16 protein-coding genes are annotated in these 17800 nt (G+C 51.9%); 4 read left to right on the forward strand and 12 right to left on the reverse strand.

Going from position 1 to position 17800, the window contains the following annotated elements; translation table 11 throughout:
• Window positions 1-171: 171 nt before the first annotated feature.
• The 8 genes from rpmE to rpoE form a co-directional block, all read right to left on the reverse strand.
• On the reverse strand, window positions 172-369 hold the full coding sequence (gene rpmE, locus KI362_RS24735; RefSeq protein ID WP_044482671.1) for a 50S ribosomal protein L31: 198 nt from the start codon (window positions 367-369) through the stop codon (window positions 172-174).
• 126 nt (window positions 370-495) lie between these two features.
• Window positions 496-1764 carry a radical SAM protein gene (locus tag KI362_RS24740; protein WP_044482670.1) on the reverse strand — a complete coding sequence of 423 codons (1269 nt, stop codon included), beginning with the start codon at window positions 1762-1764 and terminating at the stop codon, window positions 496-498.
• 29 nt (window positions 1765-1793) lie between these two features.
• Window positions 1794-3137: a transcription termination factor Rho gene (gene rho / locus KI362_RS24745; RefSeq protein ID WP_301630925.1), complete on the reverse strand. Its 1344-nt coding sequence runs from the start codon at window positions 3135-3137 to the stop codon at window positions 1794-1796.
• Between the two features lie 106 nt (window positions 3138-3243).
• The gene (locus tag KI362_RS24750; protein ID WP_301630926.1) at window positions 3244-4497 is read right to left on the reverse strand and encodes a UDP-N-acetylglucosamine 1-carboxyvinyltransferase; all 1254 of its coding nucleotides are present in this window, start codon (window positions 4495-4497) and stop codon (window positions 3244-3246) included.
• 137 nt (window positions 4498-4634) lie between these two features.
• Entirely contained in the window at window positions 4635-5489 is an 855-nt protein-coding gene (gene fba / locus KI362_RS24755) for a class II fructose-1,6-bisphosphate aldolase (protein WP_301630927.1), read from the reverse strand.
• 173 nt (window positions 5490-5662) lie between these two features.
• A complete protein-coding gene (locus KI362_RS24760) occupies window positions 5663-6040 on the reverse strand; it encodes a response regulator (protein WP_301630928.1) in 378 nt (125 codons plus the stop codon).
• Window positions 6041-6229: 189 nt separating this feature from the next.
• Window positions 6230-7831, reverse strand: a complete 1602-nt coding sequence (locus KI362_RS24765) for a CTP synthase (RefSeq protein ID WP_301630929.1) — start codon at window positions 7829-7831, stop codon at window positions 6230-6232.
• Between the two features lie 236 nt (window positions 7832-8067).
• On the reverse strand, window positions 8068-8631 hold the full coding sequence (rpoE, locus tag KI362_RS24770) for a DNA-directed RNA polymerase subunit delta (protein WP_216480839.1): 564 nt from the start codon (window positions 8629-8631) through the stop codon (window positions 8068-8070).
• 462 nt (window positions 8632-9093) lie between these two features.
• Here rpoE and KI362_RS24775 point away from each other — a divergent pair, with 462 nt between their 5' ends.
• The gene (locus KI362_RS24775; protein ID WP_301630930.1) at window positions 9094-10287 is read left to right on the forward strand and encodes a S8 family peptidase; all 1194 of its coding nucleotides are present in this window, start codon (window positions 9094-9096) and stop codon (window positions 10285-10287) included.
• 78 nt (window positions 10288-10365) lie between these two features.
• On the opposite strand, the gene argS is transcribed toward KI362_RS24775, so the two are convergent.
• Window positions 10366-12045, reverse strand: a complete 1680-nt coding sequence (gene argS, locus KI362_RS24780) for an arginine--tRNA ligase (protein ID WP_301630931.1) — start codon at window positions 12043-12045, stop codon at window positions 10366-10368.
• Between the two features lie 2 nt (window positions 12046-12047).
• A complete protein-coding gene (locus KI362_RS24785) occupies window positions 12048-12482 on the reverse strand; it encodes a DUF1934 domain-containing protein (RefSeq protein WP_301630932.1) in 435 nt (144 codons plus the stop codon).
• 83 nt (window positions 12483-12565) lie between these two features.
• On the opposite strand from KI362_RS24785, the gene KI362_RS24790 reads away from it, so the two are divergent.
• Window positions 12566-12766, forward strand: a complete 201-nt coding sequence (locus KI362_RS24790) for a hypothetical protein (RefSeq protein ID WP_301630933.1) — start codon at window positions 12566-12568, stop codon at window positions 12764-12766.
• Window positions 12767-12967: 201 nt separating this feature from the next.
• On the opposite strand, the gene speE is transcribed toward KI362_RS24790, so the two are convergent.
• Together speE and KI362_RS24800 are read right to left on the reverse strand one after the other, a co-directional pair.
• Window positions 12968-13795 carry a polyamine aminopropyltransferase gene (gene speE / locus KI362_RS24795; RefSeq protein ID WP_301630934.1) on the reverse strand — a complete coding sequence of 276 codons (828 nt, stop codon included), beginning with the start codon at window positions 13793-13795 and terminating at the stop codon, window positions 12968-12970.
• 126 nt (window positions 13796-13921) lie between these two features.
• On the reverse strand, window positions 13922-14947 hold the full coding sequence (locus KI362_RS24800; RefSeq protein ID WP_044482658.1) for an NAD(P)/FAD-dependent oxidoreductase: 1026 nt from the start codon (window positions 14945-14947) through the stop codon (window positions 13922-13924).
• A gap of 362 nt (window positions 14948-15309) precedes the next feature.
• On the opposite strand from KI362_RS24800, the gene KI362_RS24805 reads away from it, so the two are divergent.
• Window positions 15310-17379 (forward strand): transglycosylase domain-containing protein, encoded by a 2070-nt coding sequence (locus tag KI362_RS24805; protein WP_301630935.1) that lies wholly within the window; start codon window positions 15310-15312, stop codon window positions 17377-17379.
• On the forward strand, window positions 17346-17564 hold the full coding sequence (locus KI362_RS24810; protein ID WP_301630936.1) for a hypothetical protein: 219 nt from the start codon (window positions 17346-17348) through the stop codon (window positions 17562-17564). The genes KI362_RS24805 and KI362_RS24810 overlap by 34 nt, the downstream gene beginning before the upstream one ends.
• Window positions 17565-17800: the final 236 nt, after the last annotated feature.

Below are 17800 nucleotides of genomic sequence, written 5' to 3' on the forward strand. Positions count from 1 at the left end.
TTTTGCCTTCAGACCCTCCGCACACATCCTCACGGACTGCGCACTGTCTGTCAGCTATGCACTTCCGCCACTTCGCAGTATGCTAGAGACTTTCACTCTTTAGTTGGTTACGCTGCCAAGCGCACAAAAGGCCATTCAGGAAAAAATCCTGAATGGCCTTGTTCATGACGATTAGATACCGTATTTCTTTTTGAAACGATCCACACGGCCACCTGCATCCAAGAATTTCTGCTTACCTGTGAAGAATGGATGGCAGTTGGAGCAAATTTCAACGCGCAGCTCTTGCTTAACGGAACCTGATTCAAAGGTATTACCGCAGGCACAAGTAACTGTAGTCACGTGATATTTAGGTTGAATGGCTTCTTTCATGACTTTCACCTCTTTCCGCCCTGGGCCTCATGCGGGCACAGAGTTATCATGACACATAAAATGATTATAGCACGGCGATATTCCATGCGCAATTGTCTATCTCAGGAAATTTTGCATCCTTCGGAGTTATACTCGAGCCTTTACCCGAGCCAGCTCCGCAGGCGGGACATGAGTGTAAGACCCAATGACCACATCAGGAAGCTCCTCCTGAAAAATCTCAATCGCTTGCTTCATCCCAAGCACATCGCCCTTGGCCTTGGGAATCAAATCCAGATAGCTCTCCGGATCAATATTCAGATTACGGAACTGTATCAAGCGCAGCTTGGTACGACGAGCAAATTCTATCATTGCTTCCAGTTCCTCCTCCCGGTCGGTTACCCCTGGGAAGATCAGATAGTTGATTGAAGTATATACGCCCTGATCATATGCATATTTCAATGACTTTTCCACATTAGCCAAGGTATAACCGCGCGGACGGTAGTAGGCGTTATAATGATCATCCAGCGCACTGATCGTGCTTACGCGCATCAAATCAAGCCCTGCATCGACAATACCCCGAATATGATCGCTAAGTCCGGCATTCGTGTTGATATTAATATAGCCCATGTCCGTCTGACGGCGAACCTCACGAATGGACTCGATGATCAGCTTCGCCTGGGTGGAGGGCTCACCTTCACAGCCCTGGCCGAAGCTAATAATGGACTCCGGTGTCTTCAAGTGCTCCAGCATGACCTCGACCAGCTCCTCTACTCGAGGGCGGAAATTCATCCGCGTCTGTGGAGAGACAAAGCCGCTGTCATCCGGTTGCTCAGAGATGCATCCGAAGCAGCCCGCATTACAGGAATAAGAGACCGGAACCGCACCTTCCCAACGATTCAGAAACGTATTGGATGCAGTCAGGCACTCATAGCCGAGCGCACAATTCGACAGATGGTCATACAATCGGTTCTCGGGGTATTTTGATTTAAAGGCCTTAACCTGACTCTTCAGCTCCAACGGATCGCAGTGAAGCGGATTCCATTTCTCCGGATCATCGGACAGACGGGCCGTTACATAGAACTGGCCTTCCTTCCACACAACCGCAGAATACCCGAACAAGGGAAGCTTATATTCCTTATCCGTCTTCACATAGCCAGGCAGGCACAATCGCGTGAAGCCCTGAGGCAGCAAGGCTCCGACAGCCTGGAACTTGCCATCCAGCGGGGTCATTTCTCCGGTGTCAGGGTCCATTCCAATCGGCCGTGTACAAGGAAGACTGACCAATGTCGCCCCATCCGGAAGCGGAATCAACTCATCCTCCAATATTTCCACGATCATATCCGCACTGCGGGCAAGCCCGTATAGTGACGGATGGTCGAATACTTGGCCTTGTTCATCGGCATATACTAAATACATGTTGTTCTCCTTCTATATGTGCTGGACTACTACGTCGCAGAATTGGAACTCGAACTCGAGCCGGAATTCGAAGTCGGACGGGAGGTGCGGCGTGCAGTGCTGCTTCCGCTGTTGGAAGCGGTGGAATTGCCCGCCGCATCGAATGAGGCCAGGAATTCAGCGTTGGATTTGCTATCACGCAGCTTCTTCAAGAAGCCCTCAACGAAATCATGGGAATCATTCATACTCTTACGGATGGCCCAAATGGTATCCAGCTCTTCCTTAGTTAACAGCACCTCTTCACGCCGGGTACCGGAACGGCGGATATCGATAGCCGGAAAAATACGGCGCTCTGCCAGCTTACGATCCAGATGAAGCTCCATATTGCCTGTTCCTTTAAATTCTTCATAGATAATGTCGTCCATCCGTGAGCCTGTATCCACAAGAGCGGTCGCCAGAATCGTCAAGCTGCCGCCTTCCTCCACGTTCCGCGCCGAGCCGAAGAAGCGCTTCGGCCGGTGAAAGGCAGCCGGGTCAATCCCGCCGCTCAAGGTGCGCCCCGATGGAGGAACCACCAGGTTATATGCACGGGCCAGGCGCGTAATGCTGTCGAGCAGAATAACAACATCTTTCTTATGCTCCACCAGTCTTAGTGCCCGCTGCAGCACCAGCTCCGCCACCTTGATATGATTTTCAGGCAGCTCATCAAAGGTCGAAGCGATCACTTCACCTTTAACAGAACGCTGCATATCGGTAACCTCTTCTGGACGTTCGTCGATTAACAGGACGAATAACTCGATGTCGGGGCGGTTCGTAGAAATACTGTTGGCAATTTCCTTCAGCAGCAAGGTCTTGCCTGCCTTTGGCGGCGCTACGATCAATCCGCGCTGTCCAAGGCCCACTGGGGCAAGTACATCCATAATTCGTGTGGATAAATGCGTCGGGGATGTTTCAAGCACAAGCTTTTCTTGTGGATATAAAGGGGTCAATGCCGGGAAGTGCAAGCGTTCTGCAGCAACCGTAGGGTTCTCCCCGTTCACAGCATTCACTTGCAGCAGCCCGAAATATCTTTCATTCTCCTTGGGTGTCCGGCACTTACCGGATACGAGGTCACCGGTTCTTAGGTCAAACTTCCGGATCTGAGAGGCCGAGATGTAAATGTCCTCAGTACTAGGCAAATAGTTAATCGGCCTGAGAAAACCATATCCTTCCGGTAAAATCTCCAGCACGCCTTCCATAAACATCAGACCGCTGGATTCAGCCTGCGCTCTGAGTATGGAAAAAATCAGCTCTTTCTTCTTTAATTGTCCGTAATATGGAATTTGATGCTGCTTCGCCAGCTTGTACAGCTCCGTCAGCTTCATCCCTTCCAGATCAGCGATTTGCAGATCCATTGTAATAACCACCTATTTTCCGATTATATGAAACACTTAAAAATTGCTAGACTATAATGTTCTATTATTACCCTATATTAAGCACATTATGCGAGAATCGCCTTATCTATTCAACCTGACGCCAAACATCCGCACCCAGCATCCGCAGATTTGTAACCAGGTTATCGTAGCCGCGGTCGATCAGTTCGACTCCCGAAATCTCTGTTACCCCCGATTCCACGGTCAATCCGGCCACGACCAGTGCCGCTCCGGCGCGCAAGTCCGCCGCTTTCACCTTCGCCGCATTCAATGAGGAGCCCTCGATAATCGCGGACCTTCCCTCAACGCGAATCTTCGCCCCCATCCGAACCAATTCAGGGACATGCTTGAACCGGTTGCTGTAGACAAAGTCGCTAAGCACGCTAACGCCCTCAGCCTGTGTAAGCAGACTGGTCATCGGAGATTGAATGTCCGTAGGAAACCCGGGGTAGACCAGCGCTTTGACATCCACATGCTCATATCTTGACGTACCGATCACTCGAATGGACTCGTCCAGCTCTTCAACGGAGACGCCCATCTCCAGCAGCTTTGCTGTAAGAGCCTCCAAGTGCTTGGGAATAATCCCGTCTATCATTACATCACCGCGGGTTGCTGCCGCAGCGATCATATAAGTACCTGCCTGAATCCGATCCGGGATAATCGAGTGCCGGCAGCCCTTAAGCTCCTTCACACCCTCGATCCGAATCGTCTCGGTTCCGGCTCCTTTAATACTTGCGCCCATGGAATTGAGCAATGTTGCTACATCTATAATCTCAGGCTCTTTAGCCGCATTTTCAATAGTTGTAAGTCCTTTGGCCCTTGTAGCAGCCAGCATAATGTTAATCGTAGCACCGACACTGCTGACGTCCAGATAAATCTTGGCTCCGCGCAGCTCCGTCGCTTTCAGATGAATTGCACCATGTTCATTCGTAACCGTTGCGCCCAGCGCTTCAAAGCCCTTGATATGCTGGTCAATCGGGCGCGGTTCAAAATTGCAGCCTCCGGGCAATCCGATAATGGCCTCATTAAATCTGCCGAGCAATGCTCCCATCATATAATAGGATGCCCGAAGCATCTTGACAGGGCCGTTCGGCATAGGGATGGATCTGATATTGGAAGGATCAATCCGCATTTGGGATTCTTCCCAGGATACGCGGGCACCGAGCTCTTCCAAAATCTCGGAATAAACGGCCACATCACTAAGATGGGGCAAATTATCAAGCACAACCTCAGATTCTGCCAAAATTGCAGCCGGAATCAGCGCAATCGCACTATTCTTCGCACCGCTAATCGTTACAGTCCCGCGCAGCGGACGTCCGCCACTGATCATTAATTTCTCCATAAGCTCAAGGGTCCCCCTACATGAATTGCAGCTCGGTCACTCTACTGAGCCAGACTTTTTGCTGTGAAAATGGAAAGACACCGTCTAGGCGGTGTGCTCTCCATCTCACGGTATTCAATTGAAGCAATTGAGAGTAATTAAGCCTTATTGCTAGTGCCGAATTCGCGGATTTTGCCGATAACGGTCTCTTTGATCGCTTCGCGGCCTGGCGCGATAAATGTACGAGGATCATAAGCATCCGGTTTCGCAGCCAACACTTCACGAACTACTTTGGCAAATGCAATTTGGTTCTCTGTGTTCACGTTGATCTTGGAAGTACCCAAGGAGATCGCCTTGTCGATATCATGTTTAGGGATACCTGTTCCTCCATGAAGTACAAGCGGAAGCTTAACCGCCTCGCAAATTTCAGCCATTTCCTTGAAGCCGAGGTTTGGCTCGCCATGGTATGGTCCATGCACGGAACCCAAGGCAGGTGCCAATGTATCGATACCTGTCTCTTTCACGATACGAACGCACTCGTTCAGGTCAGCATATTGAATACCGCCAATCACGTCGTCTTCTTGTCCGCCGACAGTACCGACTTCCGCCTCTACGGATACTCCCTTGGCATGAGCGTATTCAACCACTTTCTTCGTCATCTCGATGTTCTCATCAATCGGATGATGGGAGCCGTCGATCATAACCGAAGTAAAGCCGGCGTCAATCGCTTCTTTACACTTCTCAAAGCTGGAACCATGGTCAAGGTGGATCGCTACAGGTACAGTGATCTTCATGTCATGAAGCAAGCCTTCTACCATCTTAACAACGGTATAGAAGCCGCCCATATGACGAGCTGCGCCTTCGGAAACGCCCAGAATCACCGGAGATTTCTCTGCTTCTGCTGCTGCCAGAATGGCTTGAGTCCATTCCAGGTTATTGATGTTGTATTGACCTACAGCGTACTTGCCCTCAAGCGCCTTGTTCAACATGTCTGTCATAGATACTAATGGCATGGGTTTCAATCCTCCTAAGGATGATGGAATTATCTTCTCTAGCCGACATTCACACCTTATTATTATACCACAACATGTCAAAAATACGAATCCTGCTTGCGTCGGTTCGACGAACAAAAACGACCGGAGTGCGCCTCCGGCCGCTTACAGTCCCTGTTTGTTGTCAAATAGAGTCACACCACGGAACTTCCGCGCAGCTGCATGTTGACGGCTCCCCGCATTTCGTCGATATCGAAAGGCTTGGTAAAGTGCATCAACGCTCCCAAATCACGGGCCTGCTTAATCATATCAAGCTCACCGTAAGCTGTCATCATAATGACCTTGATGTCCGGATTGACTTCTTTAATATGTCTCAGAATCTCCAACCCGTCCATCCCTGGAATCTTCATATCAAGCAGAACGAGATCCGGCGATTCACCGCGGACAATTTCCAAAGCAAGCTTGCCGTTGGCAGCTTGATAGGTTCTGTAACCTTCGCTGCTGAACACTTCCATCAATAAAATCCGGATTCCGTTCTGATCATCAACGATTAATACCTTCTTCTCTTCCACTAGACTAACCCTCCTACAAGATCCACCATCGGAATTAACATACTTGTAAATAATTCGCCTTGTTCTTGGAAATCCCTTCTAATTTGGAAAAAAGAGACTCAAAAAACAATTAAGGTGAAAATTTCCCTGTAGATTTTAGGGGTTTTGGGCCAGAACCTGTTATTTCATGTAATGAACGCCCTTCACAGACTATTCAAAACGGGCAAGGGAGGCCTTGACAAACTCCCGGAATAACGGCTGCGGACGGTTCGGCCGCGAGGTGAATTCCGGATGGAATTGTACCGCAAGGAACCAAGGATGATCCGGAAGCTCCACAATCTCCACCAGGCGTCCGTCAGGCGAAGTACCCGAAATACGCAGCCCTGCCGCTTCAATCGCCTCACGGTAGGTGTTGTTGAACTCATAACGGTGGCGATGTCTTTCATATACCAGCTCATCATTGTAGCACTGCATAGCCAGCGAGCCCTCTTGAAGCTTGCAAGGATACAGTCCAAGGCGCATCGTACCGCCCAGGTTCTCGATATCCTTCTGCTCCGGCAGCAAGTCGATCACCGGGTATTCCGTCGAAGGGTCGATCTCGGAGCTGTTCGCTCCCTGCAATCCAACCATGGATCTTGCATACTCAATACATGCAACCTGCATGCCCAGGCAGATGCCGAAGAACGGAATCTGTTTCTCCCGCGCATAACGGATTGTAGTGATCTTGCCCTCGATTCCACGGTCTCCGAAGCCGCCGGGAACTAGAATTCCCCCAATACCTTGCAGACGCTCGTGGACATTCTCTTCCGTAATCTCCTCAGCGTTCACCCAACGAATCTTTACATCGGCATTAGCCGCAAAGCCCGCATGGGAGAGGGACTCTACCACGCTCAGATAAGCATCATGAAGCGCCACATATTTACCAACAATGGCGATCTCGACGGTCTTCTCCAGCTTGTTGATCCGTTCTACCAAGCCTTCCCACTCGCTCATATCCGGTGCAGGAGTCGTCAGCTTCAGGTGGTTCACGACGATCTCGTCCAAGCCTTCCTCACGCAGATTAAGCGGTACTTCATACAAGGTATCGGCATCGCGGCATTCCACCACGGCGTTCGGATCGATATCGCAGAACAAGGCAATCTTCGCCTTCATATCATCAGACAGTTCATGCTCGGTCCGGCAGACGATGACATTCGGTTGAATTCCAATGCTGCGCAGCTCTTTGACGCTGTGTTGAGTCGGCTTTGTCTTGACCTCTCCAGCAGCCTTGATATAAGGAATCAAGGTAACGTGAATGTACATGACATTCTCCCGGCCAATATCGCTCTTGATCTGCCGAATGGCTTCAAGGAACGGCAAGCTCTCGATATCCCCGACCGTGCCCCCGATCTCGGTGATGACTACATCCGAACCCGCCTCACGTCCGGCACGGAATACGCGCTCCTTAATCTCATTCGTAATATGCGGTATGACCTGTACGGTTCCTCCCAAGTATTCGCCGCGGCGCTCTTTGCCGATAACCGAGGAATAGATTTTACCCGTTGTTACGTTACTGTTCTTGGACAGATTAATATCAATGAACCGCTCATAGTGTCCGAGATCCAGGTCCGTCTCCGCCCCGTCGTCCGTAACGAACACCTCTCCATGCTGGTAAGGACTCATGGTTCCAGGGTCCACGTTGATGTACGGATCGAATTTCTGAATCGTTACCTTCAAGCCTCTGTTCTTCAGCAATCTGCCGAGCGATGCTGCTGTAATCCCCTTCCCTAATGAGGACACAACGCCGCCTGTCACGAAAATATATTTTGCCACTGTCCAAAAACCTCCTAAATTAGTACGGGTCCCGTCAAAAATAACTTCATATAGCGTTGCCTATTCCGCTAAAAAACATAGCAAATAGGCCTAAAAAAACAAAAAAAGTGACACCCGAACAAGTCGGGGCACTTTTTATGAACAGTTTTTTTGAATTTGTTTCATAAGCCCATGCAATAGTTTACCCGTTACGAGAAACCCTGTCAAGGCAATTTCAGGCTAATCTTAAGTGGCAATTATTTGTCTTCTTCTTCGTCAAAATCTTCTTCTTCCGACTCCTCATCGAGCTCTTCCTCTTCTTCATCGACCATGTCCTCGTCTTCAAGAAGAGAATCATCCTCGACTTCTTCCACTTCTTCTTCGTCATCATCCGTGAACAGCTCGTCTTCGTCTTCGGATTCTTCATCGATCGCATCGAAATCATCATCGTCAGAGGTGTAGGTTTCTTCCTCTTCGGTGAAATCATCATCCAAATCATCGTCTTCGTCATTAATAATGCGCGGACGCTTGGCATTCCCAACCGGATCCTCAGAACGCTCAATCGGATACCAGCGCTTCAAGCCCCATAGATTTGTACCTACGCAGGCGAAACGGCCATCAATATTGATCTCCGTATACAGCTGGGCAATGGCATCATTTATTTCTTCCTCGGACATTCCGCGGACCTTTGCAACTTCATTCATCAAGTCTCGGTAATAGTATGGCGTGTTCGCCACCTTCAAGATCATAAAGGCCAAGTCGACCATCGGAATCTCTTGCACTTTTTCCGGGTCCAATTTCAAATTGAGCGGGGTACTCACTTACGGACACTTCCTCTCGCAACAATGTTCAACAGCTATTAATCGTCCTACAAGATAACACTGCCCTAGAGGACAATGCATCTTATAAACATATCCATATCACAAAATAGTAAACCTTATTTGCCATTAAAAAGCAAGTTTTAGTTGTGCCCAAACCGTGGACAGATCAATAAGAAGAGACGGGGGAACAAATCCCCCGCCTCATGACTGTATCCACTTTGAAGCGAAGTCCGCCCTTCAGCTTCAAAAGATGGCGAAGCGCCTTCAAGCCCTTCCCTGTATCGTATGTTTTATCCCGCACTTTGACACGGTGCCTGCATGCCCATCCTGAAAAAACTTCCCTCTCCATCCGGGACAGCCGCCGGGCTGCCTATTTTATAAGAGCAGGGCCCCTACCCCATTCATGGTTCCTCGAGGCGTCATACAATACCTCAACACGCTTCGGACAGGAGGGCTACATGCATGGATGAATCCAGCTTCCTGCGGTATTTGAATGAGACCACGAACACCTCTGGCCCGAATGGCCGCTACATTCTCCGATTCAGTTCTCCAGGACAATACATCAAGATCACAGCCCGGCTGCAAGAAGAGCAAGAGCGCTATCCGAATCTTGATCAGATTCGCATCTCCCCGCTGCTCGGGGCTTTGCTGTGCCCTCAGGGCGCTCTGGACCCCAAGACGCTGCGCGAACGATTCGGGGTAATTGCGGAAAAGGATGAGCCTGTAGATATCCTGGCGGCAAGTGCACTCGATAAGGATTTGTCCTCCGGGCTGCCATGGGGAATTCGCCGGATCGGGGCCTCTGAAGCCTGGTCCGTCTCCACAGGACATCAGATTCGAATCGGCGTGATCGATACCGGGGCCGACTTCAGCCACCCCGATCTGCGAAGCTCTTTGTCCAGAGGGGTCAATCTGCTCAACCCGATGAGTCCTCCGCATGATGATAACGGGCATGGGACGCATATTGCGGGTACTATTGCCGCCTCGGGCGGCTCCAAGGGGATGATGGGCGTTGCCCCGCGCGCGCTCATTCATCCTGTCAAAGCATTTGACCATAACGGCTCAGCCTATGTCTCGGATATTGTGCTGGGCATCGACTGGTGCGTCCAGAACCGGATGCACATCATTAATATGAGCTTCGGCATGAAGAGCAAGAGCCAGGCGCTGCTAAACACAGTCCGCAAAGCGTATAACGCGGGTATTGTGGTGGTTGCTTCCTCGGGCAACGATAAGAAGAGCAATGGTGCAGATTATCCCGCCCGGTACCCGTATACGATCTCCGTCGGAGCAACCGGACGCGACGGCAGGATCGCTCCGTTCAGCAACCGCGGATCGCGGATCGATATCTATGCGCCGGGCGAGAAGGTCAAATCCTGCTGGCTGGGCAACGGCTACAAGGAGATGAACGGCACCTCCATGGCCACCTCGCACGTCAGCGGCGCCATCGCGCTGCTGCTGGCCCAGCGCCCGGGCCTGTCGCCCGCCGAGATCAAGCGGCGGCTGCGGCGCACGGCCCGGCCGCTGCCTGCAGGCGCGGCCGGCAAGAGCAAGACCTCCCACCCGCCGGGGGAGGTCAGTGCCTCCCGCCTGCTGCGGGGAGGGGGCCGCAAAGCCCCCGCAGCAGGCGCAAAAAAGCCGGCAGGGAAGTCCTCCTAGAGACTTCCCTGCCGGCTTCGCGGCCGCACCGCGTGCCAGCCCTGCTAGAAGGCAGGGCGGCCGGCGCGGCGGCGGGCACTACATCCGCTCCGGCGCGGACACGCCGATGAGCTTGAGCACGTTCGCAATGACCGTGCGAACGGCCCCGAGCAGCACGAGACGTGCTGCTGTCTGTTCCGCGTCCTCCGTAATGACGCGTTCAGCCCGGTAATAGCTGTGCAGCATTGCTGCCAGCTCATATACATAGCGCACCAGACGATGCGGTGCGTAGCTGTTCGCCGCAACCGCAATCTCCTCCGGCAGCTCGCCCATCTTGCGGAGCAGATCATATTCATGCTCTGCCGTCAGCTTGCTGAAGTTCACCGCATTCGGCTGCGGAATCGCCACGCCCTGCTCCTCCGCTTGCCGGAAAATGCTGCAAATGCGCGCATGCGCATATTGCACGTAATAAACCGGATTCTCGTTCGAGGTCGAAATCGCGAGATCCATGTCAAAATCCAGATGAGAGTCCATGCTCCGCATCGTGAAGAAGTAACGGATCGCATCCACGCCGACCTCGTCCATCAGATCGACCATCGTAACCGCTTTGCCGGTCCGTTTGGACATCTTCACCTTTTCCCCGTCCTGGAACAAGCTCACCATCTGCGCAATCAGCACGGTAAGCTGCTCCGGATTTTTGCCGAGCGCCTGCATGGCCGCCTTTACCCGCGGAATATATCCATGGTGGTCCGCCCCCCAGATATTGATCAAGCGGTTGAAGCCGCGGTCATACTTGTTGCGGTGGTAGGCAATATCCGGTGTCAGATAGGTGTAGGTACCATCGTTCTTGACGAGCACGCGGTCCTTGTCGTCTCCATAATCGGTTGTGCGCAGCCAGGTAGCTCCATCCTGCTCGTAAGTCTGACCCTTATCGCGAAGCTCGGCGAGCGAGGCTTCTACTTGTCCATCCTCATACAGCGACGTCTCGCTGAACCAGACGTCGAAGTCAACCCGGAAGCGTCCAAGATCACGTTTGATCTTGGCCAGCTCTTTTTCCAGCCCATAACTGCGCAGGAATGCTTCGCGTTCCTCGGCTGTCATCGACAGCAGCGCATCGCCCTTCTCGGCGACAAGCTCCTTGGCAAAGCCCTTGATGTCTTCGCCGTGATAGCCGTCCTCCGGCATCGGAACATCCTGTCCCAGCTCCTGAAGATATCTTGCTTCAATAGACTTGCACAGATTGACGACCTGATTGCCCGCATCATTAATATAGTATTCCCGGGTTACCTCGTAGCCCGCAAAGTCCAACACGTTGCACAAGGCATCCCCCACAGCCGCTCCCCGGGCATGTCCTAAATGAAGGCTTCCTGTCGGGTTCGCGCTGACGAATTCCATCTGAATGCGCTCCCCTTGACCTGCGTCCACTCGTCCGTAGTTTTCCCCTTGGCTGTAGACCTGCTCGATGACAGGATACAGATAGCTTTTGCCTAGCCGGAAATTAATGAAGCCCGGGCCTGCAATTTCAGCCTGCTCAATGCCTGCCTTGGCATAGTCGAGATGCTTGATCAACTCCTCGGCGATTTGGCGAGGGTTCTTCTTGGCAATCCGTGATAGCTGCATAGCGGCATTCGTTGCCAGATCTCCATGCGCCTTTTCCTTCGGCACCTCCAGTACAATGGCCGGGATTTCCTCCCGCTTCGCCAGGCCTGCCGCGATAATCGCCTCGGCGATCGCTTCCTTTAATGCCTGATTGATTTTTTCCAATGGATTGACTGTCATCGTTACTGTTCCTCCTGTATATGTAAGCTGATCGCGAAGTGTCCCGACAAATCCTCAAAGACATACAAATCATACTCACAGACTACATGACCGGTTGTCCCCGTCAGATTCGTCTCCAGAGACCGCGTGCGCGTCGAGAGATTGAAGCTGGTCAGCGGTGAGCGATAAAACCCTGGCAGCCGCCGTCCGACCTCGAACGTCTGCTCCGACTCCACCCCGCCGTGACGCATAATCTTCAGAGCTCCTCCAGTGATCTTCACCAGTGTCCGGGTTGCTCCGCTGCCCGGGATCTCCTCCGGCTCCTCGTAACGGATATAGGTTGCATCTTCTTTGACAAAGACTTCCCCCATCCACTCCTGGACGGTCTCCTCCTGCCCTTGTCGGCTCTTTACCACAATTCTGGCCCTGGTCTGCTCCGGCATGTCCTGAATCTCCATTCTATATCATACATGGTTCCTATTGTACTACTATATCCAGTTCGAGGCGCCAATTCAATAAGAGAACGGGAGTCTGTGCAGGATTGCTGAACGTGATGCAGTGCCCGGGGAGCCCCTCGGCCGGAGCGCTTGCAGGAGATATGAAGAGCTTTGTACGATTTTTCGCACAAGTTGTTTTCAAACCTTGCCCGCTTGACCCAGTTTGTACGAAATATCGTACAAAAATCAATGCACAGCATCCGAAACTCGAAAAGTTATATGGTTTTTCAGATAAAACACCGTAATTACCCCGAAAAGACCATTTCTTGTACGAAATATCGTACAAAACGGCCTTCCATCCCTGCGCACTCCGGCCAATATCATCACGGGTCAAGGTAATCCATCCATATCCAATAGCCAGTAGCCAAAAAAAAGCCCGTGCGGCATCTAGATACTAACCGCGCAGGCTTCTTCATTATTTGTTCATATCATTGCCTAGAACCCATCTATTTCACCAGATCCTCCACAAACCTCGGCAGCACAAAGGCCGCTCTATGCAAACGAGGCGTATAATACCTGGTGTCCAGCTCAGGGACGGAGGCTTCTTCGACCTCAAGCGGATCATACTTTTTGCTGCCCATGGTGAATGTCCACAAGCCGCTTGGATAAGTAGGTATGTTGGCTCCGTACACCTGCACGATCGGAAAAATATCCTTCACATCCCTGTTCACTTTTTGAATCAGGTCTGCCTTGAACCATGGATTATCGGTCTGCGCCACGAAAATACCGTCTTCCTTCAACGCCTCATGAATGCCTTGATAGAAGCCGCGTTCAAACAGCGGTGCAGCCGGTCCGACCGGCTCGGTCGAATCGACGATGATGACATCATATTTGTCCTTGCTCTGAATAATATGCATATAGCCGTCGCCTACCTGCACATCCACCCGCGGATGATCAAGCTGGCCCGCGATCTCCGGCAAGTACTGCTTGGAGCAGGTAATCACCTTGCCGTCAATCTCCACAAGCACGGCCTTCTCTACCTGAGGGTGCTTAATAACCTCACGAATCACGCCGCCGTCTCCGCCGCCCACAACCAGGACTTGCTTGGGATCAGGGTGGGTAACGAGTGCAGGATGCGCAGCCATCTCATGGTAGACAAACTCGTCCTTCACGGTAGTCATAACCATCCCGTCAAGCACCAGCATCCTTCCGAATTCCTCCGTATCTATTAAGGCCAGATCCTGATACTCTGTCTTCTCCGTGACCAAGGTCTCGCGGATTTTGGCTGTAATTCCGAATTCCGGCGTCTGCTTCTCAGTGAACCATAGCTCCACCTTGCAATCCCTTCTTTCCGCTTAAATATAGTTTGGCTACCCTTACCTTAACCAAACCCGGCCGAGAATAACACAGCGGAAGAGACTCAGAGAGGTCCAAGAAGGTCTGTCACGCCGTACCCGGGGCTATTCCTCGGCCGCCCCGAGCGCCCGGTTCTTCTCTTTAAAGCGGTTGTTATGGGAGGATACCATGGCGTACTGATCTGCCTCCGGCTCGATAAAGCGCTTTGCGCCATTTACGGCTTGAACCGCATCGGTAAACGTCCCGGCAATCAGCCGAACCTTGTTCGTGTAATCGATATAGTCACCTGCGCCAAATACGCCCGGAAGCGCCGTCTGCAGTTGCTCGTCAACCTCAGCCGTCCATTCGCCCATCTTGATGCCCCAATTGCGAACCGGGCCAAAATCGCTCTTCATGCCGTGATTTACGATGACCGCATCCACGTCAAAGAACATGGTTTCGCCTGACTCCATATGGGCAACCGTGACCTGACTAATCGTCTCTCCATCTGCACTGTGGAGCTTTTCAACTTTATACGGGGTATGAACCTGGACAGAGGATTCCTTCATCCGCACCACATTTCGCTCGTGACCGCCAAATTCATTCCGCCGGTGCACGATTGTAACTGACCCCGCTACCGGCTCCAATTCATTGGCCCAGTCGACTGCCGAGTCGCCGCCGCCCGAGATCAGAACATGCTTGCCGCGAAATACCTCCAGCTCTTGCACAGTATAATGAAGGTTCGTCACTTCAAAACGTTCCGCGCCTTCGATCTCCAGCTTTGCCGGCTTGATCATGCCGTAGCCGACCGCCATAATCACTGTCTTGGTCCAGTGCTGCTCACCGGAGGCTGTCGTTAAAATATAGGTGCCGTCCTCCTGAAGAGACAGATGAGTAACCTGCTCGCCAAGAATAATCTCAGGATCGAAGGTTCTCGCCTGCTGCTCCAGCTGTCCGATCAGCTTCTCGCATGGCATCGGCGTCACGCCGCCAACATCCCAGATCATCTTCTCAGGGTAATGGAGCATGCGTCCCCCCAGCACCTCGTTTGCCTCAATCAGCTTTGTCTTCATATCTCTCATACCACTATAGAAAGCACTGTACATGCCGGCTGGACCGCCGCCAATAATCGTGACATCAAAACACTCCATGCAACTGTTCCTCCTCAAAGGCATTCTATAAAAATTAAAGTAATCATTTTAATCTCATTCTAATTGAAAATGATTATCATCGTCAATGAAATTCGCAGAATAAAGTGCCTTTCTCTTCCCCATACTGGTAAGTAGCACATCCAATCATTGGCATTCTATTATATAGAGGTTGTTGAAAAAGTCATCTTTTGATCACGAAGGTCTTCAAGTGGTTGATTCGACATCGAATCTTGCGTTCACCCTAGAACTCCGGTACTCATGTAGGTTTCTCCTACACTCCGTTCCTCCTTCTTCGGGTTCTCGCAACCTTCTCGGTGCTGAAAAGTTGACTTTTTGAACACGCAATTATAGGAGGGATAAGCATGCAGAAGCTAACACGCAGTAATCGCAAGCCTCGGCGCGGCAAATGGCTAAGGTTATTCCAATTCATGCTGGCCTTCACGCTTGCCGGAGCGGTGCTGCTTGGCGGCTTGCTTGTCTATCTGTATCAGGCCGTGCTCCCTCCTGCAGGTGCTGACCGCAACTCCCAGCTGCTTAATCTGCAGGGTCAAGCTATCGCTGTGTTCACAACGGGCGAACGAAACCAGCAGCAGGTGAAGCTGGAGGATATATCGCCATGGGTCATTCAAGCCACACTGGCTGTCGAAGACCGGAAGTTCTATGAGCATTTCGGGTTCGATGTAAAGGGAATGCTCCGGGCTGTGCTCGTCAATCTTCGGGAGATGGACAAGGTGCAGGGCGCCAGCACGCTCAGTCAGCAATTGGCCCGCAATCTCTACCTGTCTCATGAGCGTACTTGGTCCCGCAAGCTTAAGGAGGCCAAGTACACCGCCCAGTTGGAAATGCAATACAGTAAGGACGAAATTTTGAATATGTATTTAAATGAAATTTATTACGGACGGGGTGCCTACGGAATTGAAGCGGCGGCCCAGCTCTATTTCGGCAAACCCGCAAAGGAGCTTAATCTGGCGGAGAGTGCGATTTTGGCAGGGATTCCGAAGGGGCCTACCTACTATTCACCCTATAACCATATGAAAAATGCCAAGGACCGGCAAAAGATCGTCCTGAACGCCATGAAGGAGATCGGGGCGATCACAGCCGAGGAGGCTGAAAAGGCATATGAGGAGCTGCTTGCCTTTCAATCACCGCAGCAGCGGACTGGCGGCGATCAGGCTCCTTATTTTCGCGATTATATCCGAAATGTAGTCGTGAATGAGCTTGGATTCGATGAGGATCTGCTGGAAAGCGGCGGACTTCGCATCTACACAACCCTAGATATGGACGCACAACGTGCCGCAGAGGATGCTGTCGCCTCAGAGCTGGGAGGAAGTGACGGGCTTGAGGTGGCGTTGGTATCGATCGATCCTCGCAACGGCTATGTGAAGGCGCTGGTAGGCGGCACTAATTATACGACCAGTCAATATAATCACGTCTTCGCCAAGACCCGGCAGCCCGGCTCCAGCTTCAAGCCAATTATGTATCTGGCCGCGCTTTCGTCGAAAAAGATGACGCCGGTCAGCATATTCAACAGCCAGCCGACCTTGTTTCATTACGATGAGGATCGCAAGACTTACAGCCCGAAAAATTACGGGGACAAGTATTTGGGCGAGATCGATATGCGCCGGGCGATCGCGGCCTCCGACAATATTTATGCGGTAAATACCCTGCTGACCGTAGGCGCGGAGGAGGTCGCTGCATTAGGAGCGAAGATGGGTATTACCAGCACGCTTACGCCTGTTCCTTCTTTAGCGCTAGGCACCTCTCCGGTTAGTCCGTTCGAGATGGCTTCGGCCTTTGCCGTCATCAGTAATCAAGGTAAGCGGATTGAGCCAGTGGCCGTGCTGAAAATAACGGATGAAGAAGGCCATGTGCTCTATGAGGCCAAGGAGCAGAAGCAGGAGCAGGTCATCGAGCCGGCGGCGGCCTATGTGCTCACCCGGCTGCTGGAGGGCGTGTTCGAGGTGGGCGGCACCGGTAACCGCGTCTCCGAGGTGATTCAGCGCCCGGTGGCCGGGAAGACCGGAACAACCAGTACGGATGCCTGGCTTGTCGGCTATACTCCGGAGCTCTCGACCGCAGTCTGGGTCGGCTATGACAAGGGAAAAACGCTTGGAACGGCCGAATCGCGCAAGGCGGCACCGATCTTCGCCAAGTTTACGGAAAAGGCGCTGGAGAAGGTGCCTCCGAAAATTTTTCCGATGCCGGATGGCGTGGTAAGCGCCTATATCGATCCTTCCAGCGGTAAGCTGGCCACCGCGGGCTGTCCTGACAAGCAGCTTGTAGTCTTCCTGGAAGGAACGGAGCCGACGGAATTCTGTACCGAGCACAGCGGCGAAAGTGTAGAAGCCGAGGAGCTGGCGCCTTTGCCGGTTCAAGAGGAGCCGGAAAACCGGTCCTGGTGGAGCGATCTGAAGCGGTGGTGGATGAATTAATTTTGTTCGCAAGGCTGGTGTCATCGGATCAGGCTGCGATTTTAGTGCGCAAAGGCATTAAAATCGATGGCGTAGGGGCTCATGCGGCGATTTTAGTGCAGAAAGGCACTAAAATTTGTCGGCAAGGAGTTCGCGTAACGATTTTAGTGCAGAAAGGCACTAAAATTTGCCGGCGTGGCACTTAGGCGACGGTTTTAATGCAGAAAGGCATTAAAATTTGTCGGCGTGGCACTCAGGCGACGGTTTTAATGCACAAAGGCATTAAAATTTGCCGGCGTGGCACTCAGGCGATGATTTTAGTGCAGAAACTCCAAGGCCCCCTAATTAAACTGGAGTCTCCCTGCCCAATAATTTAAACTTAGGACAAAGGGAGATGATCGGTATGGGAAAAAGGCTGAATGAAGAAAAACGTTTACAAGTT

Origin of the sequence: Paenibacillus apis (assembly GCF_018333295.1) — a bacterium.
GTDB classification, from domain to species: Bacteria; Bacillota; Bacilli; order Paenibacillales; family Paenibacillaceae; genus Fontibacillus; species Fontibacillus antibioticophila.